This window comes from Rhizorhabdus wittichii, from assembly GCF_017607425.1.
Classification (GTDB): Bacteria; Pseudomonadota; Alphaproteobacteria; order Sphingomonadales; family Sphingomonadaceae; genus Rhizorhabdus; species Rhizorhabdus wittichii.
This window is the reverse complement of the sequence record NZ_CP059319.1, coordinates 492,262-513,208: the sequence shown is the minus strand read 5'-3', so window position 1 is coordinate 513,208 and position 20,947 is coordinate 492,262. Positions and strand designations below refer to the sequence as shown.

At 69.3% G+C, this 20,947-nt stretch carries 23 protein-coding genes and 1 tRNA gene; 13 read left to right on the top strand and 11 right to left on the bottom strand.

Features of this window, described 5'->3' with window-relative positions; all coding sequences use genetic code 11:
- The first annotated feature begins 45 nt into the window (after positions 1-45).
- Together HRJ34_RS02520 and HRJ34_RS02515 are read left to right on the top strand one after the other, a co-directional pair.
- Positions 46-120: transfer RNA gene (locus HRJ34_RS02520), tRNA-Val, on the top strand.
- Between the two features lie 142 nt (positions 121-262).
- Positions 263-1,102: a sugar phosphate isomerase/epimerase family protein gene (locus HRJ34_RS02515; protein ID WP_208633241.1), complete on the top strand. Its 840-nt coding sequence runs from the start codon at positions 263-265 to the stop codon at positions 1,100-1,102.
- A 9-nt stretch (positions 1,103-1,111) separates the two neighbouring features.
- On the opposite strand, the gene tgt is transcribed toward HRJ34_RS02515, so the two are convergent.
- Positions 1,112-2,254: a tRNA guanosine(34) transglycosylase Tgt gene (tgt, locus tag HRJ34_RS02510; RefSeq protein ID WP_029548554.1), complete on the bottom strand. Its 1,143-nt coding sequence runs from the start codon at positions 2,252-2,254 to the stop codon at positions 1,112-1,114.
- A 100-nt stretch (positions 2,255-2,354) separates the two neighbouring features.
- Here tgt and HRJ34_RS02505 point away from each other — a divergent pair, with 100 nt between their 5' ends.
- The 4 genes from HRJ34_RS02505 to HRJ34_RS02490 all read left to right on the top strand — a co-directional run bounded on the left by HRJ34_RS02505 (position 2,355) and on the right by HRJ34_RS02490 (position 4,614).
- Complete coding sequence (locus tag HRJ34_RS02505; RefSeq protein ID WP_041378830.1) at positions 2,355-3,110, top strand: TSUP family transporter; 756 nt, start codon at positions 2,355-2,357, stop codon at positions 3,108-3,110.
- Positions 3,111-3,267: 157 nt separating this feature from the next.
- On the top strand, positions 3,268-3,444 hold the full coding sequence (locus tag HRJ34_RS02500; RefSeq protein WP_011950983.1) for a hypothetical protein: 177 nt from the start codon (positions 3,268-3,270) through the stop codon (positions 3,442-3,444).
- 11 nt (positions 3,445-3,455) lie between these two features.
- On the top strand, positions 3,456-3,887 hold the full coding sequence (locus tag HRJ34_RS02495) for a DUF488 domain-containing protein (protein WP_208633240.1): 432 nt from the start codon (positions 3,456-3,458) through the stop codon (positions 3,885-3,887).
- Between the two features lie 121 nt (positions 3,888-4,008).
- Positions 4,009-4,614, top strand: coding sequence for a DUF4142 domain-containing protein (locus HRJ34_RS02490; RefSeq protein WP_011950981.1), 606 nt, complete (start codon positions 4,009-4,011; stop codon positions 4,612-4,614).
- Positions 4,615-4,634: 20 nt separating this feature from the next.
- Here the strand turns inward: HRJ34_RS02490 and HRJ34_RS02485 are convergent, their stop codons facing one another.
- The gene (locus HRJ34_RS02485; RefSeq protein ID WP_016744663.1) at positions 4,635-5,630 is read right to left on the bottom strand and encodes an NAD(P)H-quinone oxidoreductase; all 996 of its coding nucleotides are present in this window, start codon (positions 5,628-5,630) and stop codon (positions 4,635-4,637) included.
- A gap of 82 nt (positions 5,631-5,712) precedes the next feature.
- Between HRJ34_RS02485 and HRJ34_RS02480 the strand changes: the two genes are divergently transcribed.
- The 4 genes from HRJ34_RS02480 (at position 5,713) to HRJ34_RS02465 (ending at position 11,763) form a co-directional block, all read left to right on the top strand.
- Positions 5,713-5,910, top strand: coding sequence for a DUF1192 domain-containing protein (locus tag HRJ34_RS02480; RefSeq protein WP_029548555.1), 198 nt, complete (start codon positions 5,713-5,715; stop codon positions 5,908-5,910).
- Positions 5,911-6,033: 123 nt separating this feature from the next.
- Positions 6,034-8,349, top strand: coding sequence for an ATP-dependent Clp protease ATP-binding subunit ClpA (gene clpA / locus HRJ34_RS02475; protein ID WP_011950978.1), 2,316 nt, complete (start codon positions 6,034-6,036; stop codon positions 8,347-8,349).
- A gap of 235 nt (positions 8,350-8,584) precedes the next feature.
- Positions 8,585-9,271, top strand: a complete 687-nt coding sequence (locus HRJ34_RS02470; RefSeq protein ID WP_029991868.1) for an ABC transporter ATP-binding protein — start codon at positions 8,585-8,587, stop codon at positions 9,269-9,271.
- Entirely contained in the window at positions 9,268-11,763 is a 2,496-nt protein-coding gene (locus HRJ34_RS02465) for an ABC transporter permease (RefSeq protein WP_208633239.1), read from the top strand. The genes HRJ34_RS02470 and HRJ34_RS02465 overlap by 4 nt, the downstream gene beginning before the upstream one ends.
- Before the next feature lie 107 nt (positions 11,764-11,870).
- On the opposite strand, the gene HRJ34_RS02460 is transcribed toward HRJ34_RS02465, so the two are convergent.
- Complete coding sequence (locus HRJ34_RS02460; RefSeq protein WP_226949012.1) at positions 11,871-12,443, bottom strand: nucleotidyltransferase family protein; 573 nt, start codon at positions 12,441-12,443, stop codon at positions 11,871-11,873.
- A complete protein-coding gene (locus HRJ34_RS02455; RefSeq protein ID WP_208633238.1) occupies positions 12,440-13,381 on the bottom strand; it encodes an XdhC family protein in 942 nt (313 codons plus the stop codon). The genes HRJ34_RS02460 and HRJ34_RS02455 overlap by 4 nt, the downstream gene beginning before the upstream one ends.
- A gap of 113 nt (positions 13,382-13,494) precedes the next feature.
- On the opposite strand from HRJ34_RS02455, the gene HRJ34_RS02450 reads away from it, so the two are divergent.
- The gene (locus HRJ34_RS02450; RefSeq protein ID WP_208633237.1) at positions 13,495-14,481 is read left to right on the top strand and encodes an adenosine kinase; all 987 of its coding nucleotides are present in this window, start codon (positions 13,495-13,497) and stop codon (positions 14,479-14,481) included.
- Positions 14,482-14,670: 189 nt separating this feature from the next.
- Here the strand turns inward: HRJ34_RS02450 and HRJ34_RS02445 are convergent, their stop codons facing one another.
- From HRJ34_RS02445 to HRJ34_RS02430, 4 genes are all read right to left on the bottom strand, one after another.
- Positions 14,671-15,099 (bottom strand): ExbD/TolR family protein, encoded by a 429-nt coding sequence (locus HRJ34_RS02445; protein ID WP_011950972.1) that lies wholly within the window; start codon positions 15,097-15,099, stop codon positions 14,671-14,673.
- Positions 15,100-15,123: 24 nt separating this feature from the next.
- Positions 15,124-15,606 (bottom strand): ExbD/TolR family protein, encoded by a 483-nt coding sequence (locus HRJ34_RS02440; RefSeq protein ID WP_011950971.1) that lies wholly within the window; start codon positions 15,604-15,606, stop codon positions 15,124-15,126.
- 122 nt (positions 15,607-15,728) lie between these two features.
- Positions 15,729-16,454 carry a MotA/TolQ/ExbB proton channel family protein gene (locus HRJ34_RS02435; RefSeq protein WP_011950970.1) on the bottom strand — a complete coding sequence of 242 codons (726 nt, stop codon included), beginning with the start codon at positions 16,452-16,454 and terminating at the stop codon, positions 15,729-15,731.
- Positions 16,455-16,539: 85 nt separating this feature from the next.
- The gene (locus HRJ34_RS02430; RefSeq protein WP_011950969.1) at positions 16,540-17,187 is read right to left on the bottom strand and encodes an energy transducer TonB; all 648 of its coding nucleotides are present in this window, start codon (positions 17,185-17,187) and stop codon (positions 16,540-16,542) included.
- A 250-nt stretch (positions 17,188-17,437) separates the two neighbouring features.
- Between HRJ34_RS02430 and HRJ34_RS02425 the strand changes: the two genes are divergently transcribed.
- The gene (locus HRJ34_RS02425) at positions 17,438-18,322 is read left to right on the top strand and encodes a hypothetical protein (protein ID WP_208633236.1); all 885 of its coding nucleotides are present in this window, start codon (positions 17,438-17,440) and stop codon (positions 18,320-18,322) included.
- A gap of 42 nt (positions 18,323-18,364) precedes the next feature.
- On the opposite strand, the gene HRJ34_RS02420 is transcribed toward HRJ34_RS02425, so the two are convergent.
- The 3 genes from HRJ34_RS02420 to HRJ34_RS02410 all read right to left on the bottom strand — a co-directional run bounded on the left by HRJ34_RS02420 (position 18,365) and on the right by HRJ34_RS02410 (position 20,303).
- Positions 18,365-18,763, bottom strand: a complete 399-nt coding sequence (locus HRJ34_RS02420) for a dihydroneopterin aldolase (RefSeq protein ID WP_011950967.1) — start codon at positions 18,761-18,763, stop codon at positions 18,365-18,367.
- 20 nt (positions 18,764-18,783) lie between these two features.
- Positions 18,784-19,545 (bottom strand): SDR family oxidoreductase, encoded by a 762-nt coding sequence (locus HRJ34_RS02415; protein WP_208633235.1) that lies wholly within the window; start codon positions 19,543-19,545, stop codon positions 18,784-18,786.
- A 122-nt stretch (positions 19,546-19,667) separates the two neighbouring features.
- The gene (locus HRJ34_RS02410; protein WP_208633234.1) at positions 19,668-20,303 is read right to left on the bottom strand and encodes a glutathione S-transferase family protein; all 636 of its coding nucleotides are present in this window, start codon (positions 20,301-20,303) and stop codon (positions 19,668-19,670) included.
- Positions 20,304-20,410: 107 nt separating this feature from the next.
- Here HRJ34_RS02410 and HRJ34_RS02405 point away from each other — a divergent pair, with 107 nt between their 5' ends.
- Entirely contained in the window at positions 20,411-20,938 is a 528-nt protein-coding gene (locus HRJ34_RS02405; protein ID WP_011950964.1) for a GNAT family N-acetyltransferase, read from the top strand.
- The last annotated feature ends 9 nt before the right edge of the window (positions 20,939-20,947 follow it).

Sequence of the window (20,947 nt, the reverse complement as noted above, 5' to 3'; positions counted from 1 at the left end):
ACGGGGTTGCGCACCCCGAACGCCTCGGCTAGGGAGCCCCGCATTGGGCGTGTAGCTCAGTGGTAGAGCACTGTGTTGACATCGCAGGGGTCGCAAGTTCAATCCTTGCCACGCCCACCACAAACCCCGGCAAGTCACTGACTTGCCGGGGTTTTTGATTCCCGCAGCAGTGCATCCGGCCACACCGGCGACAGGACGAAGGACATCGCCCGTTCGTTTCTCTATACGCCCCCGACGACGAGGCGCGGGGGAGAGGCATGGCGTGAACGGTCCCGGCATAGACTTCCTCACCGTGTTCGCGCTGCCGCCAGTGGCGTTCGTCGAGCTCGCGGCGGACCTCGGCGCGCCGTCCATCTCGCTGATCCTCGAACCGCTCGACTATGATCCCGAAGGCCATGCGCCCTATTCGCTGCGCACCGATCGCGCGCTCCGGCGCGATCTGGTCGCCGTGGCGCGGGATCGCGGGGTGACGCTCGCGCTCGGCGAGGGGCTGGTCGTCCGCCCCGACCGCGACGTGCGCGACCTCTATGCCGACGACATCGCGATCATGGCGGAACTGGGGGTGCGCTGCATCAACATCCTCAGCTTCGATCCCGACACGGCGCGGACCTTCGACCAATATGCCCTGCTGGCCGAGATGGCGGGCGCGGCCGGCATCGACAGCGCCATCGAATTCTCGCGCGGGCGCCCCAGCACCCCCGACCTGCCGACCGCGCTCGCGGCGTGGCGGCATGTCGGCCGGCCCGATTGCCGGATCCTGCTCGATACGATGCACCTGGTCCGGTCGGGCGGAACGCCCGCCGACGTCGCCGTGCTGGCGCCGGGGACGATCGGCTATGTGCAGCTCTGCGACGTGCCGCTCGCGCCGGCCCATCCCGTCTATTTCGAGGAAGCGGCCTTCTTGCGCCTCCCGCCGGGCGAAGGCGAGCTGCCCCTGTTCGATATCCTGATGGCGCTGCGCGACGATCCGGTGGTCAGCGTCGAGGTGCCGATGCGCGCGGCGGCCGAAGCGGGCGTCGGCCCGCGCGAGCGCGCCAAAAGGGCGCTGGCCCCTGCCCGCGCGCTGATCGACCGTGTCGCGGCGGCGCGCGCTACGGCCTGAGCCCCCGCTTCAGTCCCCCGCGCCGCCGCCATGATAAGCCGCGCGGAAATCGGCGGCGAAGGCGGACAGCGTGCCGGCCGCGATCGCGGCGCGCAGATCGGCCATCAGCGCCTGGTAGAAACTGAGATTATGCTCGGTCATCAACATCGCGCCGAGGATCTCGCCGGCGCGGATCAGGTGGTGGATATAGGCGCGGCTGAACTGGCCGCAGACCGGACAGGCGCAGCTCTCGTCGAGCGGCCGTTCGTCCTCGCCGAACCGCGCGTTGCGCAGGTTGATCGGGCCCCGGCGGGTGAAGGCCTGGCCGTTGCGGCCCGATCGGGTGGGCAGCACGCAGTCGAACATGTCGATGCCGCGCTCGACCGCGCCGACGATGTCGTCGGGCTTGCCGACGCCCATCAGGTAGCGGGGCTTCGCGGGATCGAGCTGGCCCGGCGCGAAGTCGAGCGTGGCGAACATCGCCTCCTGCCCCTCGCCCACCGCCAGGCCGCCGACCGCATAGCCGTCGAAGCCGATGGCGAGCAGCGCATCGGCCGAGGCCTTGCGCAGCCTCTCGTCGAGCGCGCCTTGCTGGATGCCGAACAGCGCCGCCCGCTGGGCATGCTCGCCGCCCGCGTCGAACGCGTCGCGCGAACGCTTCGCCCAGCGCATCGATCGCTCCATCGCCTCGGCCTGCTGCTGCATGGTGGTCGTGGTCGGCACCAGCTCGTCGAACGCCATGACGATGTCGGAGCCGAGCAGCCGCTGGATCTCGATCGACCGTTCGGGGCTCAGCATGTGCGCCGAGCCGTCGAGATGGCTCTTGAACGACACCCCCTCCTCGCTCCGCCGGGTCAGCGCCGACAGGCTCATCACCTGATAGCCGCCGCTGTCGGTCAGGATCGGCCGGTCCCAGCGCATGAAGCGGTGCAGGCCGCCGAGCCGGGCGACGCGCTCGGCGCCCGGACGCAGCATCAGGTGATAGGTGTTGCCGAGGATGATGTCGGCGCCGGTCGCGCGGACGTCGGCGGGCTTCATCGCCTTGACCGTCGCGGCGGTGCCGACCGGCATGAACGCCGGGGTGCGGATGTCGCCGCGCTGCATGCGGATCGTGCCGGTGCGGGCCTTGCCGTCGGTCGCGGCGATCGAGAAGTGGAAGCGGGGTGCCGTCATGGCCGCAGGCCATAGAGGCGCGGCCCCGCACTGCCAAGGTCCCGGCAAGGCTCGCGCCCGGGGACTTGCGCTGCGTCGCGCCCTGCGGCACGGGCGATCCATGCATCTCGCCACCGAAACCTATGCGCTGCTGACGGTCGTCGCCTTCATCGCCGGCTTCATCGACGCGATCGCGGGCGGCGGCGGGCTGCTGACCGTCCCGGCGATGCTGTCGGCCGGCGTCCCGCCGATCGCGACGCTGGCGACCAACAAGCTCCAGTCGAGCTTCAGCTCGGCCACCGCGACGTTCAACTTCAGCCGCAAGGGCCTGATCGACTGGCGGACCTATTGGCCGCAGGTGGCGGTGATCCTGGTCCTGTCGGGGCTCGGCGCCTGGATCGTCCAGTCGATCGAGACCGATATGCTCAAGCTGATCGTGCCGGTGCTGCTCGTCGCGGTCGCCGCCTATGTGCTGCTCAGCCCGCGCATGACGGACGAGGACGTCCATCATCGGCTCGGCACGCGCGGCTATCTGCCGGTCGGCGGCGCGATCGGCTTCTATGACGGCTTCTTCGGGCCGGGCACCGGCAGCTTCTTCGCGACCAGCCTGGTGTCGCTGCGCGGCATGGGCCTGATCCGTGCGACCGCGCACACCAAGGCGTTCAATTTCGCGAGCAATTTCGGTAGCTTGATCGTGTTCCTTTCGACCGGACATGCGATGATCCTGCTGGGCCTGTGCATGGCGGTCGGCGCGGCGTCGGGCGCCTGGACCGGCTCGCATACCGCGATCCGCTTCGGTGCGAAGGTGATCCGCCCGGTGCTGGTGACGATCTGCCTCGCCCTCACCGCCAAGCTGCTCTGGGACGCGCTGAGCTGAACCGGTTTCGGGGGTTTCCCCCAGCCGCCCCTATGGCCTATGAAGGGAAACCGCACGGGCCATTCGCCACGGCGCCCGAACGACTCACCGAGGACCCGCTTGCCTTCCCGAGCCGTCGGCGCCCAGCACGGGCCCGTACAGGCAGGAGAGAGTGACGTTGAGCGACGACAATAGCACCCCGGACAACAAGCCCGCCGCGAAGAAGAAGGGCGTCCCCACCCCCAAGATCACCAAGAAGACCGCCGTGGTCGGCGCCGCGATCGGCATCGGATCGGCGGCGATCGTCGCCGCCCTGCTCTACACCAACCGCAACAACAGCGGCGGCAAGAGCTGAAGCCGGCCCCCATGCGGATCTTCACGATCGGCTATGAGGGGGCGACCCAGGCGGAGCTGATCGATCGCCTCCGCGCGGCGGGCGTGACGCTGCTCGCCGACGTTCGGGCGGTGCCGCTGTCGCGGCGGCCGGGCTTCTCCAAGAATATCCTGGCGGCCGGGCTGCGCGAGGCGGGGATCGACTATGTCGGGCTGAAGGCGCTCGGCACCCCGCCCGACGGCCGCACCGCCGCGCGGCGCCACGACATGGCGACGCTGCGCCGCGTCTATGACGGCCAGCTCGCCTTGCCCGAAGCGATGGCACAGGCGGCGATGCTGGCCGACATGGCCCGCGAGCGGCCGACGGCGCTGCTCTGCTTCGAACGCGAGCCCGCCTGCTGCCACCGCTCGCTGCTGGTCGAGGCCGTGTTCCCCGACGCCGAGGTGATCGACCTGTTCGCCTGACCGATGCGGCCGGCGCCGATCGGCCGATGAGCGGCCAATGACCGGCCAATGACCGGCCAATGACCGGAACGCCCCGATAGGCCAGTCGTTTACAGCCCGCCACGTAGGAGGAGGACGGACAATGTATAGACATTTCCTGATCGCATCGACGGCCGCGCTCGCGCTGAGCCTCGCCGGATGCGGCAAGAAGGCCGAGCAGGCGGCCGACAGCGTCGCCAATGGCGCCGCCGAAACCGCCGATACCGCGGGCGCGATGGCGTCGAACGCGATGGTCGACGTCCAGCAGGCGATGACGCCGACGCCCACCGGGCAGGACTTCGCCGACCAGGCCGCGAAGTCCGACGCGTTCGAGATCGCGGCGGCCAGGGTCGCGCAGACCAATGCCGCGTCGCCGGCCGTCAAGGACTTCGCCGCCGAGATGATCAAGGCGCACACCGAATCGACCGCCAGGATCAAGGCCGCGGCGGCGACGGCCAGCCCCGCGATCACGCCGAACGCGACGCTCACCGACGAGCAGAACGAGGACCTGGCCGAGCTCGCCGCCAAGAAGGGCGCGGCATTCGACGAAGCCTATATCGACGACCAGGTCGACGCCCATCAGGACGCACTGGTGCTGATGCGCGACTATGCCGAGCATGGCGACACCGCGTCGCTCAAGACCGCGGCCGGCGAGATCGCACCGGTGGTCCAGAAGCATCTCGACCACGCCAAGAGCCTGGACAAGTAAGGACCGCGGGGCGGCTGGACTCAGTTGACCAGCACGACCTTCCCGACATGATCCTCGTCCAGGCGGCGATGCGCATCGGCCGCCTGGGCGAGCGGGAAGGTCGCGTCGATCACGGGCTTGAGCCGCCCCTCCTCGACATGCGGCCAGACGACCGAGGCGATCTCGTCGGCCACCGCCGTCTTGAAAGCGACGCTGCGCGGCCGCAGCGTCGATCCGGTCAGGGTCAGCCGCTTCTGCATGATCTTCCAGATCGGGATCTCGGCCTTGGCGCCGCCGAGCACCGCGATCGAGACGTGGCGGCCGTCCTCCGCCAGGCAATCAAGGTTGCGCGGCACATAGGCTCCGCCGACCATGTCGAGGACGATGTCGACCCCTTTGCCCCCGGTGATCCGCGCCACCTCCGCGACATAGTCCTGGCTGCGATAGTTGATCGCATGGGCGGCGCCCAGCTTGACCGCGGCGGCGCATTTCTCGTCCGACCCGGCGGTGACGATCGTCTCGACCTGGAAGATGCGGCCGAGCAGGATCGCCATGGTGCCGATCCCGCTGGTCCCGCCATGGACGAGCAGCCGGTCGCCGTCGGCGGCATAGGCGCGCTCGTAGACGTTGCTCCACACGGTGAACAAGGTCTCGGGGATCGCCGCCGCCTCGACCATCGACAGCGTGTTCGGCACCGGCAGGCACAGCCCCGCCTCGGCCACGACATAATCGGCATAGCCGCCGCCCGCGACGAGCGCGCAGACCGGCTGGCCGAGCAGCTCGGGCAATGCCCCCTCCCCCAGCGCCACGACCTCGCCGGCGACCTCGAGCCCGAGGATCGACGGCGCGCCCGGCGGCGGCGGATAAGCGCCGTTGCGCTGGGCGACGTCGGGGCGGTTGACCCCCGCCGCGGCGACTCGGATCAGCACCTGGCCGGGGCCCGGCCCGGGGACCGGACGGCGCACCGGCCGCAATATCTCGGGACCGCCCTTCTCCTCGGGGTCGATCGCGGTCATCCATTCGGGAATCTCGGCCATGGGTCCCCCTTTTCGGCCTCGGCGAGGCGCGCTTCTCGAAGGGTTTATTGACATGCGGCCCGCCAGGGTCAACGTTATGCCTATGGAGCCCGACGATCTTTTCGCGAAGCGCCCCGACGATCCGGTGACGCAACTCGTCCGGCAGGACATCGATCATCTGTCGGTCGACGAGCTGGAGGCGCGCATCGCCGCGCTGCAGGGCGAGATCGAGCGGTGCGGGACCAAGATCAGGAACGCCCTCAGCCATCGCGCAACGGCCGAAAGCCTGTTCAAGCGATGAGGACGCGCCTGCCGGAAAGCGGTGCACGCTTGCTCCGGCATGAGGTCTTGATGAACGGCCCAAGGCATCCGACATATGGTGAAGCGGCATGGCCCGGCCCATGCCGAACGGAGTAAAACGACCATGCCATCCTTCGCCCGCGAACTCGAACAGACGCTGCACAACGCGCTGAGCGCCGCCAGCAGCCGGCGCCACGAATATGCGACGCTGGAGCACCTGCTCCTCGCGCTGATCGCGGACGAGCATGCGTCGAAGGTGATGACCGCCTGCGGCGTCGACCTGAGCGAGCTGCGCAACGCGGTCACCAACTATCTCGACACCGAGCTCGACGCGCTCAAGGTCGAGGGCGAGACCGATCCCTCGCCCACCAGCGGCTTCCAGCGGGTCGTGCAGCGCGCGATCCTGCACGTCCAGTCGTCGGGCCGCGAGGAGGTGACCGGCGCCAACGTCCTCGTCGCGCTGTTCAGCGAGCGCGAGAGCTACGCCGTCTTCTTCCTGCAGCAGCAGGACATGAGCCGCCTCGACGCGGTCAGCTACATCAGCCACGGCGTCGGCAAGGCCGGCCAGCCCACCGAGCAGCGCGAGGTCAAGGGCGCCGAGGAGGAGAAGGCGCAAGCCAAGGCCGACGGCAAGAAGGGCGAGAGCGCGCTCAAGCAGTTCTGCGTCAACCTCAACGAGAAGGCCAAGAACGGCAAGGTCGATCCGCTGATCGGCCGCGGGCCCGAGGTCGACCGCACCGTCCAGATCCTGTGCCGCCGGTCGAAGAACAACCCGCTCTATGTGGGCGATCCCGGCGTCGGCAAGACCGCGATCGCGGAAGGGCTGGCGCGCAAGATCGTCGAGGGCGACGTTCCCGAGGTGCTGCTGCCGGCGGTGATCTACTCGCTCGACATGGGCGCGCTGCTCGCCGGCACCCGCTATCGCGGCGATTTCGAGGAGCGGCTGAAGCAGGTCGTGACCGAGCTGGAGAAGCTGCCCCACGCGGTGCTGTTCATCGACGAGATCCACACCGTGATCGGCGCGGGCGCCACCTCGGGCGGCGCGATGGACGCGTCGAACCTGCTCAAGCCGGCGCTGTCGGGCGGCACGATCCGCTGCATCGGATCGACCACCTACAAGGAGTTCCGCAACCATTTCGAGAAGGACCGCGCCCTGCTGCGCCGGTTCCAGAAGATTGACGTCAACGAGCCGACGATCGAGGACACGATCAAGATCATCACCGGCCTGCGCTCGGCGTTCGAGGAGCATCACAACGTCAAGTACACGCCCGACGCGATCAAGGCCGCGGTCGAGCTGTCGTCGCGCTACATCAGCGACCGCAAGCAGCCCGACAAGGCGATCGACGTGATCGACGAGGTCGGCGCCTCGCAGATGCTGGTGCCGCCGAACAAGCGCAAGAAGGTGATCACGCCCAAGGAGATCGAGGCCGTGATCGCGACGATGGCGCGCATCCCGCCGAAATCGGTGTCGACCGACGACAAGAAGGTGCTCGGCACGCTCGAGACCGACCTGAAGCGCGTCGTGTTCGGCCAGGACAAGGCGATCGAGGTGCTCAGCTCGGCGATCAAGCTGAGCCGCGCGGGCCTGCGCGATCCCGACAAGCCGATCGGCAACTATCTGTTCTCGGGCCCGACCGGCGTCGGCAAGACCGAGGTCGCGCGCCAGCTCGCCTCGATCCTGGGCATCCCGCTCCAGCGCTTCGACATGTCCGAATATATGGAGCGCCATTCGGTCAGCCGGCTGATCGGCGCGCCTCCGGGCTATGTCGGCTACGACCAGGGCGGCCTGCTGACCGACGCGGTCGACCAGCATCCGCACAGCGTGCTGCTGCTCGACGAGATCGAGAAGGCGCATCCGGACCTGTTCAACATCCTGCTGCAGGTGATGGACAACGGCAAGCTGACCGACCACCACGGCAAGACGGTCGACTTCCGCAACACCATCCTGATCATGACCACCAACGCCGGCGCGTCCGACATGGCGCGCGAGACGCTGGGCTTCGGCAACCTCACCCGCGAGGGCGAGGACGAGGAAGCGGTCAAGAAGATGTTCACGCCGGAGTTCCGCAACCGCCTCGATGCGATCGTCCCGTTCAGCTATCTGCCGGCCGAGGTCGTCGCGCGGGTCGTCGAGAAGTTCATCCTCCAGCTCGAGCTGCAGCTCGCCGACCGCGACGTGCACATCAGCCTCGACGAGGAGGCCCGGAACTGGCTGACCGCCAAGGGCTATGACAAGCTCTACGGCGCCCGCCCGATGGGCCGCCTGATCCAGGAGAAGATCAAGCAGCCGCTGGCCGAAGAGCTGCTGTTCGGCAAGCTCGTCCATGGCGGCGAGGTGAAGGTCAAGCTCAAGGACGACGCGCTGTCCTTCGAGATCGTCCCCGCCGCGCCCAAGCGCCCGAAGAAGGGCGGCGGCGCCAAGCCCAGGGTCAAGGCCTGAACCTTCGAAACGAAAAAAGGCCCGTCTCGAAAGAGGCGGGCTTTTTTTGATTACGTCATGCCGGCGGAGGCCGGCATCTCGGGCGGCTCCTGCGTCGGCCTCGCCTCCCCTCTCCTGAGATCCCGGCCTCCGCCGGGATGACGGGTGGGAGAGCTTTTTCCTCCGCCCCCATTGATCGGCGCGCGCCCAATCCTCATGTTCCACCCCGGCAACAACCGAGGATTCCACCCCCCGCATGACAGCATCCATCATCGACGCCCGCGCCGTTCGTCTCGCGCTGGGCAAGGGATCGGCGCGGGTCGATATCCTCAAGGGCATCGACCTCGCGATCCGGGCGGGCGAGACGGTGGCGCTGCTCGGGCCGTCGGGATCGGGCAAGTCGTCGCTGATGGCGGTGCTGTCGGGCCTCGAACGCGCCGATGAGGGCAACATCGACATCGCCGGGCTCGACTTCGGCCGGCTCGACGAGGACGCGCTCGCCGCCGCGCGGCGCGGGCGGATCGGGATCATCCTCCAGGCCTTCCACCTGCTGCCGACGATGACCGCGCTGGAGAATGTCGCGGTGCCGCTCGAACTGGCCGGCGAGGCCGATGCCTTCGCCCGCGCCGCCGCCGAGCTGGAGGCGGTCGGCCTCGGCCATCGGCTCGACCATTATCCGTCGCAGCTCTCGGGCGGCGAGCAGCAGCGGGTCGCGATCGCCCGCGCCACCGCGCCGCGCCCCGCCATCCTGTTCGCCGACGAACCCACCGGCAATCTCGACGGCGCCACCGGCGCGACGATCATGGACCTGCTGTTCGACCGCCAGCGCGAGACCGGCGCGACCCTGCTCGTCATCACCCATGATCCGGCGCTGGCGGCGCGCTGCGCCCGGATCGTCGAGATGCGCGACGGGGCGATCCTTTCCGACCGGGCGGCCGCGTGAAGACCGCCTGGGCGCTGGCGCTGCGCGACATGCGCGGCGGGCTGAAGGGGCTTCGCCTGCTGATCATCTGCCTGTTCCTCGGCGTCGCCGGGCTGGCCGGTGTCGGCAGCCTGTCGCACGCGATCACCGCCGAGCTCGACAGCCGCGGCCAGGAGATACTGGGCGGCGACATCGAGATGCGCGTCGCCCAGCGCGAGGCCGCGCCCGACGAACGCGCCGCCTTCGCCCGGCAGGGCCTGGTGTCCGAGACGATCCGGCTGCGCGCCATGGCCTCGCGCGCCGACGCGGCGGCAGCCGTGCTGGCCGAGCTCAAGAGCGTCGACGATCGCTGGCCGCTCTACGGCGCGCTGCGGCTGGAGCCGGGCGCGCTCGCCCCCCGCCCCGCCGGCCTCGACGCGATGGTCGCCCCCGCGCTGGCCGAGCGGCTGTCGCTGCGGATCGGCGACAGCGTGCGGATCGGCGAAATCAGCTTCCGGGTAGCAGGACTGATCGCCGAGGAGCCCGACCGGGTCGGCGAGGGCTTCACCCTGGGGCCGAGCATCCTCGTCTCGCGCGAGGGGCTGGCGGCGACCCGGCTCGTCCAGCCCGGCAGCCTGTTCACCGCGCGCTACCGCATCCGCCTGCCCGCCGACCGCGACGCCCATGCGATCGCCGAACGGCTCGGCGAGCGCTTCCACGACGCCAATTGGGAGGTCACCGACCGCACCAACGCCGCGCGCGGGCTGCGCCGGCTGGTCGACCAGCTCGGCCAGTTCCTGACGCTGGTCGGGCTGACCGCGCTGGTCGTCGCCGGGATCGGCGTCGGCAACGGCGTCGCCTCCTGGCTCGACCAGCGGCGGCCCGGCATCGCGACGCTCAAGATACTGGGCGCCTCGTCCGCCACCATCTTCCGCATCTACCTGATCCAGGTCGCGATCGTCTCGGCGGGGGCGATCCTCGCCGGCCTCGCCGTCGGCGCGGCGGTGCCGGCGATCGTCGGCCGGCTGGCGGGCGACGCGCTGCCGGTCGCGCCGAAATTCGCGATCTTCCCGCTGCCGCTGCTGATCGGCGCCGTCTACGGCCTGCTCGCCGCGCTGCTGTTCAGCCTGTCGCCGCTGGCGCGGGCGGGGCAGGTCAGCCCGGCGGCGATCTTCCGCGCGCGGGTCGAGCCGTTCGGCTGGCCGCGCTGGCGGGTGCTGCTGCCGATGCTCGGCGCGGGCCTAGGCATCGCCCTGCTCGCCGTCGCCACCGCGCGGCAGCCGATGCTGAGCGCCGGCTTCCTCGCCGCGACCGCCGGCATCTTCGCGCTGCTCGGCGCGATCGGCTGGCTGGTCCGGCGCGGCGCCCGCGCCCTGCCCCGCCCGCGCCGGCCGCTGCTGCGCCTCGCCATCGCCAATCTCCACCGCCCGGCGGCGCAGACCGACCGGCTGATCGTCGCGCTCGGCCTCGGCCTCACCCTGTTCGTGCTGCTCGCGGTGCTGCAGACCAGCCTGACCCACCAGATCGAGAAGACCGTCCCCGCCGTCGCGCCCAATTTCTTCGCGCTCGACGTGCCGACCGAGGATATCGACCGCTTCCGCTCGACCGTGCTCGCCCGCGCGCCCGGGGCGAAGATCGACAGCGTGCCCTCGCTGCGCGGATCGGTGGTGGCGGTGCGCGGCGTCCGCGTCACCGACATGAAGCCGGTTCCCAAGGGCGCGTGGATCCTCAACGGCGATCGCGGGCTGACCTATGCGGCCAGGCTCGCCGAGGGCAACGAGATCGTCGCCGGCCAATGGTGGCCCGCCGACTATGCCGGACCGCCGCTGATCTCGGTCGAGGAGCAGGCGGCCAAGGCGCTCGACCTCAAGCCCGGCGACAGGATGACCCTGTCGGTGCTCGGCGTCGAGATCGAGACGACGGTCGCGTCGATCCGGCGGGTCAACTGGGAGACGATGGGCTTCAACTTCGGCATCGTCTTCGCGCCGGGCGCGCTCGAAGGCGCGCCGCACAGCTACATGGCGACGATCGCGATCCCCGACGCGCGCGAGGCGGCGGTCAACCGCGCCGTGATCGCGGGCTTCCCCTCGGTGTCGCTGATCCGGGTCAAGGACGTGGTCGAGCAGGTCTCGTCGATCTTCGGCCAGCTCGCCACCGCGATCCGGGCGGCGGCGTCGGTGGCGCTCGCGGCCGGGGTCGCGGTGCTGGTCGGCGCGGTCGCCGCCTCGCGCCGCGCGCGGCTCTACGACGCGGTGCTGCTCAAGCTGCTCGGCGCGAGCCGCCGCCAGGTCCTGGCGGCGCAGGCGATCGAATATGCCCTGCTCGCCGCCATCATCGCGCTGCTCGCGCTGGCGGCCGGGACGGCGGCCGGCTGGTATGTCGTCACCCGGATCTTCGAGCTGGCCTGGGCGCCCGACTGGCCGATCGTGCTGGCGACGCTCGCGGCCGGGGCGCTCGGCACGCTCGGCATCGGCCTGCTCGGATCGCTGCCGGTGCTGGCGGCGCGGCCGGCGGCGGCGCTGCGGTCCTTATAGAGTGATTTCGAGGCAGATGGACTCATCTGCCGGCTCGGAAATCACGACAAACAAAGGAAAGCGGACTCGATCCGGTTCAACCTGAACCGGATCGAGTCTAGCGTCCGCTATAAAAATCTCGCCCGCGCCGCCGCGAGCGCCTCGGGCGTGTCGACGTCGATCACCACCCCCGGATCGTCGCAGGCGAGCGGCGTCGGCGGAGAGCGGGCGAGGATGTCGCGCCCGCCCTTGTCGCCGCTCAGCGCGGCCAGCGCCGGGAAATGGTCGCGGCCCCACGCCACCGGATTGCCCGGCGTCCCATCGAAGACCGGCCGGACGATCGCATCGGGCACGGATGCGGCAGCGAGGGCGCGGAGCGTCGCCGGTCGGACGAAGGGCATGTCGGCGAGGCCGATGACCGCCGCCGTCCAGTCCCCCGGCACCGCCGCCACCGCCGCCGCGAGCGAATGGCCCATGCCGAGCGCATGATCCTCGACCAGGACGAGGCGGGCGCGATCGGCGAACAGCGCGGCGACCGCACTGCCGGGCGCGACGGCGACGATCGGCCGATCGAAGCCGGCGGCGAGGAGCGCCTCGAACGCATGGAGGGCGAGCGGCCGCCCGCCCAGGTCGGCCGTCAGCTTGTCGGCGCCCATCCGGCGCGCGCTGCCCGCCGCCAGCAGGATCGCGCCGACGCTCACGCCCCGCGCAGCGCCGCCGTCGCGCCGGCGAGGATCGACAGCGCGATCTCCGCCGGGGTGGCCGCCGCGATCGGCAGGCCGGCGGGGCCGTCGATCCTGGCGATCGCCTCGGCCGTGCAGCCCGCCGCGCTCAGCCGCTCGATGCGCTTGACATGGGTGCGGCGCGACCCCAGCGCGGCGATGTAAAAGGCGTCGCTGCCGAGCGCCGCGACCAGCGCGGGGTCGTCGATCTTGGGATCATGGGTCAGCGTGACGACCGCCGTGCCGCCGTCGGGGCGCCATTCGGCCATCGCCTCGTCGGGCCAGCGGGTGTCGACCGCGATACCGGCGAAGCGATCGGCCGCCGCGAAGCTGTCGCGCGGATCGACGAGCTGGACGCGGTAGCCGAGCTGGCGGGCGAGCGGGACGAGATGCTGGCTGACATGGACCGCGCCGACGATCATCATCCTGAGCGGCGGCGGATAGAGGTTCACGAAGCGCCCCTCCTCCTCCCCGGCGTCGCGCGCGGCTTCGGCGGCGGCGCCGGTCGCGAGGTCGCTGGCGACGGCGATGGGGCGGCCCGCCCGGCGCTCGGCGGCAATGCGATCGAGCAGCGCGGGCGGGACATGCGCCTCGTCGATCGTCTGGATCAGGATGGCGATGCTGCCGCCGCAGGCGAGGCCGAAGCTCCAGGCGTCGTCGTCCGCGACGCCATAGTCGCGCCGGTCGAAGCCGCCCCCGGCCGCGAGCAGCGCCTGCGCCGCGACCAGCACGTCGCCCTCGACGCAGCCGCCGCTGACCGATCCCTCGAACAGCCCGTCGTCGCGGATGACGGCATGCGACCCGCGCCGGCGCGGCGCCGAGCCCCAGGTCTGCATCACCGTCGCCAATGCGACGCCATGGCCCTGGGCGAGCCAGAGGCGGGCCTTGCCGAGAAGATCGTCGAGTTCGTCGAGCATGATGGTCGTTCCGGCTCCGGTTCGCGACGGCACGGGGCTTGCCCGCGCCCGATGCGCGAGGCATGGGTTGCCCTTCCATTTCACGGGCGGACCGCCCAGCGCAAGGACCATCAATGACCGAAGCGACCATCGACGTCGTCGGGATCGGCAATGCGATCATCGACCTGCTCGCCCACGCCGAAGACTCGTTCCTGATCGAGCACAAGCTGAACAAGGGCGCGATGACGCTGATCGACGAGCCGACCGCCGAGCGGCTCTACGCCGCGATGGGATCGGCCACCCGCGCCTCGGGCGGATCGGCCGGCAACACCATCGCCGGGCTCGGGTCGCTGGGCGCCTCGTGCGGCTATATCGGCAAGCTGCGCGATGACGAGCTCGGCGCCGCCTATCGCCACGACCTGCTCGCCTCGGGCGTGCGCTTCACCACGCCGATGGCGAGCGACGGCCCGTCGACCGCGCGCTGCATCATCTTCGTCACCTCGGACGCCGAGCGGACGATGAACACCTATCTCGGCGCCTGCGTGAACCTGACTCCCGACGACATCGACGAGGCGCTCGTCGGGTCGGCGAAGGTCACCTATCTCGAAGGCTATCTCTACGACGAGCCGCATGCCAAGGCGGCGTTCCACCGCGCCGCCGACATCGCGCACGGCGCCGGCCGCAAGGTCGCGCTGACCCTGTCCGACGCCTTCTGCGTGCTGCGCCACCGCGCCGACTTCCTCGACCTGATCCGCGACCGGATCGACATCTTGTTCGCCAACGAGGCCGAGCTGCTCGCGCTGTTCGAGACCGAGGACCGCGACGCGGCGCTCGACCGGATCGCCGGCATGGTCGAGCTGGCGGCGGTGACGCTGAGCGCCGAGGGATCGGTGGTGGTGCGCGGCGGCGAGCGGGTGCGCAGCCCGGCCGCGCATATCGAGCGGGTGGTCGACACCACCGGCGCGGGCGACCTCTATGCCGCCGGCTTCCTCTACGGCCTGACCCAGGGCCTGCCGCTCGCCGAATGCGCGCGCATCGCCGGGCTGGCCGCGGCCGAGATCATCTCCCACTTCGGCGCACGGCCCGAAGTGCCGCTGCGCGAGTTCGCCGGGCTCGATTGAGTCGATCGAGGGCCCCCTCTCCCCGTCATTCCCGCGAAAGCGGGAATCTCACTTCTCTTCGTCCCCCGTCCGACAAGCATGGAAAGGCAGGGAGATCCCGGCTTTCGCCGGGATGACGGGAGATAGGTTTCCAAACAAAAAAAGGGCGGCCCGAGGGCCGCCCTTTTCGTATCGAGTGGTCCCGTCGCCTCAGAAGGCGCCGGCGTACTTCTCGTTGCCGACGAAGCCCATCTTCTCGACCTGGGCGCGCTTCGTCACCGCGAGGACGCGGTCGACGAGATCGTAGCGGGCCTGGCCATCCGGCTCCAGGTGGAGCTCGGGGATCGGGTTCATCGTCTGGGTGATGTCAAGATACTGGCGCAGACGCACCAGATCGATCGGCGACCCATTCCACAGGACCTGGTTGTCGGGCGTGATCACCACCTTGTTCTTCACCGGGTCGACCGGCGGCGGGGTGTTCTGGCCCGTGTCGACCGGCAGGTCGAGCTTCACCGCGTGGGTCTGGATCGGAATGGTGATGATGAACATGATCAGGAGCACCAGCATCACGTCGATCAACGGCGTGGTGTTGATGTCCATCATGGGCTCGCCTTCGGTCGTGCTTGCGGCCATTGCCATGACTTTAACTCCTCGAAAGCGAAATCAGAGACGCGCGCTGGCGTAGCCAGCCGGCGGTTCCGAAATGAAGCCGACGCGGGTGAAGCCTGCACGCTGCATCGTATAGACGGCACCGCCGATGCAACGATACGGGGTGTTGACGTCGCCACGGATGTGGACTTCCGGAAGCTCGAGGCCGGGGGCGTTGGGGCCACCCTGGCGGTCGATTTCCTTGCGCAGCTTGACCACGGCACGATCGATCAGCTCCTGCGCGGTCACCGGGGTCTGGCCCCAATAGACTTCACAGACGCCCGAGGACGAAGCCCGCACGGTGAGCGCGACGTTCTCCGGCTTGGTCGTCGTCGGTTCGAAGACCACGTTCGGAAGCTTGACCGGAACGGTCTGGATCACGACCGGCACGGTGATGAGGAAGATGATCAGAAGCACCAGCATGACGTCCACGAGCGGCGTCGTGTTGATGTCCGACATAGGGCTACCGTCTTCGGCGGGGCCGGCACTCATGGCCATCGGCAGAAATCCTATCTACTTGTCGGCTCTACGGATGACCGGCGCTGGGCCGGTTCCTGGCCTTTCTGTTTCTGGCGAAAGGGGCGGGTGCACGGACGCACCCGCCCCTGTTCGTCAGCCGCTTACTTCTTGACGGCCGGAGCCGGAGCGGCCTTGACCTGGGTCGCGGGCTTCACCGCGCCGGCCGAGACCATGTAGCCGTGCAGGTCGGTCGCGAAGGCCGAGATCTGCTCGGCGACGACCTTGTTGCGACGGATCAGCCAGTTGTAGCCGAGCACCGCGGGAACGGCCACGGCCAGACCCAGGGCGGTCATGATGAGCGCTTCACCGACCGGGCCGGCGACGGCGTCGATCGAGGCCTGACCGGCGGCGCCGATCTTGATCAGCGCGCGGTAGATGCCGATGACGGTGCCGAACAGACCGATGAACGGCGAGGTCGAACCGACGGTGGCGAGCACCGCGAGACCGTTGCCGAGCTTCGAGTTGATCAGCGCCTGGCTGCGCATCAGCGAGCCGGTCAGCCACTCATGCTGGTCGACCGGGTCGGTCAGCTTGGTGTGCTGGTCCTGGGCGAGCAGGCCGTCGTCGACGATCTGGCGATAGGCCGAGTTCTTCTCGAGCTTGGCCTGGCCGTCCTTCAGGCTCGGGGCCTGCCAGAAGCTGGCGCGGGCGCGCTTGCCCTGGTTGAGGATCTTCTGCTGCTCGATCAGCTTGGTGAACATGATGTACCAGGAAGCGGCCGACATCACGACGAGGATGATGAACACCGTCCAGGCGATCGTGCCGCCCTGCTCGAGGGCGGCCATCAGGCCATAAGGGTTGGAACCGGCGGCTGCGGGACTAGCCATAAACTTCTTATCCTTCTCTGAAACTGTCTTTGTTCTTCGGTCAGTGAAAAGCCGGGCGGGCAAGGGGTGCCGACCCGGCCAAAGCTCAATCCTTCGGGATCTGCCAACGGACGCGATTGCGATAGGTGAACGGCATCGGCTGGCCATTGCCATCCAGCTGGGCCTTGAAACGGGCCCGGCGGAGAAGCATCTGGCAAGCCTTGGTATCGAGCGACGGGAAGCCGCTCGAATTGGTCACCTTGCAGTCGGTCGCCTTGCCGTCAGGGCCGACGGCCAGTTCGAAGCTGGTCGTGCCCTGGTTCTCGGCGCGAAGGTCGGCCGAGGGATAATCCTCGGGCGTGACCCACTCACCCGGAGTACCGCGCGGCTCGCCACGGCGCGAAACCGCGGGCGGAGGGGGCGCGGGCGGCGCGGCGGGCGTAATGACCACCGGCGGCGCGACGGGCACCGAGACGATCGGAGGAGCCATGGTCGGCGCAACCTGGACGATCGGCGGAGGCGCCACGACGGGCGGCGGCTCGATCCGCGTCTCGGGCGGCGGCGGCGGCGGCTGATCCGGGGGCGGAGGAGCCTCTTCAGCAACGTCGAACGTCTTCAGATCGCGCGCGACCTTCTTCACGACGTTGTACGCAAGGCCGGTGACGAAGGCGTAACCGATGACGGCGTGAAGCACGATCACCAACGCAATCGACACCACCTTGCGGGTGCTCAGCGTTTGATCACCATAAGCCATTAAGGAACGACACTCCCTCCAATCCAGAAGCCAGCAAAAAAGTCCGGCATGCACCCACGGCTTCAGCCATCGGCGCCCGGCCCTACCCCGCCAGACATGTTCTAATATTTAGCGGAAGTGTGTCCTTATCGCGACAGTTCGATCGACGCAATAACCGAAAAGCCAGTTTGGTGGAGGCTTTCCGGCATGACACCGGCAACGGTTCGACGCTAAGGAACCGATGAAAGTAGCGTAGACAAGGATGAAGCCCATGCCCGCACCGGCCAAAAACCGTCAGATGCTTCGTTTTGGCACATTACTTGCTTTCAACCTTGTCGCAATGAGCGCCGCGGCGCCGGCGATCGCCCAGCCCCAGCCACCCGCCGCGACGCAGACTTCGGGAATCCGGGCCTTTTCCTACGCCGACCTGGCCGACCTGGCCCTCACCGCGCAGCTCATCGCGGGGGTCACCGTGATCAAGGCGGAGCGCCTAAAGGGTGAGCTTGCGCCCAATTTGGCGGCAGGAAAGGCCCGTTTTCTGATCGAGGCGCAGACCGGAATGCTGCTGCGCGGCGCCGATGGATTGGCCGGCACCGTCTCCTATATCGTCGACGTATCGCTCGATGCGCGAGGCAAGGCGCCGAAGCTCAAGAAAGCGCGGTTCATCCTGTTCGCGAACCGGGTGCCGAACCGCCCCCAGGAGATTCGCCTCACTTCGCCTTATTCTCAGCTCGACTGGACGCAAACGACCGAATCGACCCTCCGGGCGATTCTCACCGAGGCCACCGCGGCGTCGGCGCCGCCGCTCGTCACGGGAATCGGCAACGCCTTCCACGTCCCCGGCGCGATCCCCGGCGAAAGCGAATCCCAGATCTTCCTGACCACCGCCGACAACCGGCCGATCTCGCTGTCGATTCTCCGCCGTCCGGGCGAGCAGCCGCAATGGGCGGTGGCGCTCGGCGAGATGGTCGACGACAGCGCGCGGGCACCCGCCAGGGACACGATGCTCTGGTATCGACTCGCCTGTTTCCTGCCGGCGCGGCTGCCCGAGAAGGCGACGGCGGCGTTGTCGGCCAGCGACGCCGAGGCGGTTCGCGCCGACTATCGCCATGTGCTGACCCAGCTCGGCCGCTGCGGCCGGACGATCGAGCGCTGAGCCGGGAGGCAGGAGCCGACTCGCGGCCCCTGCCCGGACCGGTCAGAAGGAGCTGAGCTCCACCCCGACCTCGGCGCAGTCGGGATAGACGTCGGGCTTGCTGGTCGCGACGCGCAGGCCCTTCACCCCGGCGCGCGCGGCGACCAGCGTATAGATCTCGCGCGCGAGGGTCTCCTGCAGGTTGTAGCGCCGCCCCTCGACCAGCAGCAGGATCTCGCTGCGCAGGAAATCATAGTCCCAGGCGGCGGCGACCTCGTCGACCGCGGCGAAGCTCGCCTCGTCGAGCCAGACCTCGACCGTCACGGACACGCGCTGGGGATTGCCGACCTCGAAATCGTGGAAGCCGATGTCGACCGGCACCGCGAGGTCGCGCAGCACGATCCGCCGGGTGCGCGGGCCGAGATGATCGGGGACGAGGCCGTCGAGCCGGGCGGGGTCCATCAAAGCTCCATGAACTGTCATCAGGATTCCAAGAACTGAACGTCGCGCGGCAGGCCGAGGAAGCGCTGCCCGCCGTCGAGGGTGATCGTCTGCCCGGTGATGGTCGGCACCGCGATCAGGAAGCGCAGCGCGGCGACGATCTCGCTCACCTCGACGCCGCGCCCCAGCGGGTTGAGGCCGTGCACCTTGTCGAAATTCTCGCGGCTCTGCGGGCCCGAGACCAGCGTGACCGACGGCGCGATCGCGTTGACCCGGATGCCCCGGCCGGCGAGGCAGCGCGCGAGCAGCTCGTTGACCCCGGCGAAGGCGATCTTCGAGATGGTGTAGGTGAAGAAGTCGGGGTTGAGCTGCGACAGCTTGGCGTCGAGCATGTTGACGATCAGCCCCCCCGCCCCGTCCGGCACCGCCGCGGCGAAGGCGCGGGCGAGCAGCGCCGGCCCGCGCGCATTAGCGGCCATGTGCATGTCCCACGCGTCGATCGTGAAATCGTCGAGCGAATCATAGACGAAGGACGAGGCGCTGTTCACCAGCAGCGCCGGCGGCGGCATGCCGTCGAGCGCGGCGATCACGCGAGCCGGGCCGTCGGGATCGGCGAGGTCGGCCGCGACGGTCCGCGCGCGGGGCAGCCCCGCCGCCAGCGCCTGCGCCTCCGCCTGCGACCGGCGATAATGGATCAGCACGTCCCAGCCGTCGGCGGCCAGGGCGGCCGCGATCTCCGCGCCGATGCGCTTGGCGCCGCCGGTGACGATGGCGGTTCTGCTCGGTCCGAATTCGGGTGTCATCGCCACCTGCGATAGGCAATGCCCGAAAATCAGGCAAGCCGGGCGAGCATCCGGCCGATACGGGCCCCCAACGGCCTTATCCCCATCTTATCCACAGCCTGTCCCCAGCGGCTGGGGAAATCTCAGGCGGATGCGGACGGGCGAGCGGCGATCGCCGCATGCCAGCGCGCCAGCGCCGCTCGGCCCTCGCGCGGGTCGGGCAGGCGCGTCGCGATGCCGAAGTCGGCCGCTACGAAGGCGGCGATGTCGGCCATGGTGAAGGCGTCGCCCGCGACATAGCGCTGGTCCGCCAGATGCCGGTCGAGGACATCGGCAAAGGCGTTCCACATGCACTGCCCCCGCTCGACCAGCGCCGGAATCTGCGGAATCGGCGGCCATTCGCCGCTGACCGCACGATCGGCGAAGGTCGGCACCCGGTTGCGGAAATGCAGCGCCACCGCCTGGAACCAGTCATGCTCCACCCGGCGAAGCCAGGATTCGACCAGGCCGATCTCCTTCGCGGTCGCGCCGAACAGCGGCGGATCGGGGTAGAGCGCCTCGAAATAGCGGCATATCCCCAGCGAGTCGTCGATCGCCGTGCCGTCGTCGAGCACCAGCACCGGCAATTGCCGCTGCGGATTGGTGCGGACGAAATCGGGGCGCAAATGCTCGCCCGTCTTGAGGTCGACCGTCACCCGCTCGACGGCGATGCCCTTCTCCGCGAGGAAGATGCGGACCCGCCGGGGACTGGGGGCCCACGCGGCGTCGTAGAGCTTCATCGAACCGCCATCGGAATTTGCTTCACATTCATCTTCAAGACGCTAAAGGCGCGCATCCATTCCGGCAAGGACCTCCCCACCCGGCAAGGACAGGACCCGACACAGAATTGATCACGCTCACCCCCATCGCCGCCGTCGCCGCTTCGCACGTCGAACATCTGCTCGATCTCGCCTTCGGCACCGACCGGCACCAGCGAACCGCCTACCGGCTGCGCGAAGGGGTGGAAGCGCTGCCGGACCTGAGCCTCGCGGCGCTGGAGGATGGCGAGCTGATCGGATCGATCCAGTGCTGGCCGATCCAGCTCACCGGGGACGATGGGGATAGCACGCCGCTGATCCTGGTCGGCCCGGTCGCGGTGGCCCCCGGCCGGCAGCGCGCCGGGGTCGGCCGCATGTTGATGGACGCGGCGCTCGCCAAGGCCGACGCGGCGGACCGCGAGCCGATGATGCTGATCGGCGACGTCAGCTATTATGAACGCTTCTTCGGCTTCTCGTCGCGGCATACGCGCGGCTGGGCGGTTCCGGGCCCGGTCGAGCGCGACCGGCTGCTGGCGCGATTGCGCCCCGGCCAGGTGGTTCCGGGCCACGGCCGGCTCGGCCCCCGCGTCGCGGCCCTTGTCCCCGGCGACGATTGACGGCACATC

Excerpts from the sequence above, each read along its gene's own strand:
- HRJ34_RS02410 (WP_208633234.1), bottom strand. The coding sequence starts at position 20,303 with ATGAAGCTCTACGACGCCGCGTGGGCCCCCAGTCCCCGGCGGGTCCGC.
- clpA (WP_011950978.1), top strand. The coding sequence starts at position 6,034 with ATGCCATCCTTCGCCCGCGAACTCGAACAGACGCTGCACAACGCGCTG.
- HRJ34_RS02430 (WP_011950969.1), bottom strand. The coding sequence starts at position 17,187 with ATGGCTTATGGTGATCAAACGCTGAGCACCCGCAAGGTGGTGTCGATT.
- HRJ34_RS02485 (WP_016744663.1), bottom strand. The coding sequence starts at position 5,630 with ATGGCCGAGATTCCCGAATGGATGACCGCGATCGACCCCGAGGAGAAG.
- HRJ34_RS02480 (WP_029548555.1), top strand. The coding sequence starts at position 5,713 with ATGGAGCCCGACGATCTTTTCGCGAAGCGCCCCGACGATCCGGTGACG.
- HRJ34_RS02455 (WP_208633238.1), bottom strand. The coding sequence starts at position 13,381 with ATGCTCGACGAACTCGACGATCTTCTCGGCAAGGCCCGCCTCTGGCTC.
- HRJ34_RS02425 (WP_208633236.1), top strand. The coding sequence starts at position 17,438 with ATGCCCGCACCGGCCAAAAACCGTCAGATGCTTCGTTTTGGCACATTA.
- HRJ34_RS02495 (WP_208633240.1), top strand. The coding sequence starts at position 3,456 with ATGCGGATCTTCACGATCGGCTATGAGGGGGCGACCCAGGCGGAGCTG.
- HRJ34_RS02450 (WP_208633237.1), top strand. The coding sequence starts at position 13,495 with ATGACCGAAGCGACCATCGACGTCGTCGGGATCGGCAATGCGATCATC.
- HRJ34_RS02420 (WP_011950967.1), bottom strand. The coding sequence starts at position 18,763 with ATGGACCCCGCCCGGCTCGACGGCCTCGTCCCCGATCATCTCGGCCCG.
- HRJ34_RS02440 (WP_011950971.1), bottom strand. The coding sequence starts at position 15,606 with ATGGCCATGAGTGCCGGCCCCGCCGAAGACGGTAGCCCTATGTCGGAC.
- HRJ34_RS02445 (WP_011950972.1), bottom strand. The coding sequence starts at position 15,099 with ATGGCAATGGCCGCAAGCACGACCGAAGGCGAGCCCATGATGGACATC.
- HRJ34_RS02505 (WP_041378830.1), top strand. The coding sequence starts at position 2,355 with ATGCATCTCGCCACCGAAACCTATGCGCTGCTGACGGTCGTCGCCTTC.
- HRJ34_RS02435 (WP_011950970.1), bottom strand. The coding sequence starts at position 16,454 with ATGGCTAGTCCCGCAGCCGCCGGTTCCAACCCTTATGGCCTGATGGCC.
- HRJ34_RS02490 (WP_011950981.1), top strand. The coding sequence starts at position 4,009 with ATGTATAGACATTTCCTGATCGCATCGACGGCCGCGCTCGCGCTGAGC.
- HRJ34_RS02470 (WP_029991868.1), top strand. The coding sequence starts at position 8,585 with ATGACAGCATCCATCATCGACGCCCGCGCCGTTCGTCTCGCGCTGGGC.
- HRJ34_RS02415 (WP_208633235.1), bottom strand. The coding sequence starts at position 19,545 with ATGACACCCGAATTCGGACCGAGCAGAACCGCCATCGTCACCGGCGGC.
- tgt (WP_029548554.1), bottom strand. The coding sequence starts at position 2,254 with ATGACGGCACCCCGCTTCCACTTCTCGATCGCCGCGACCGACGGCAAG.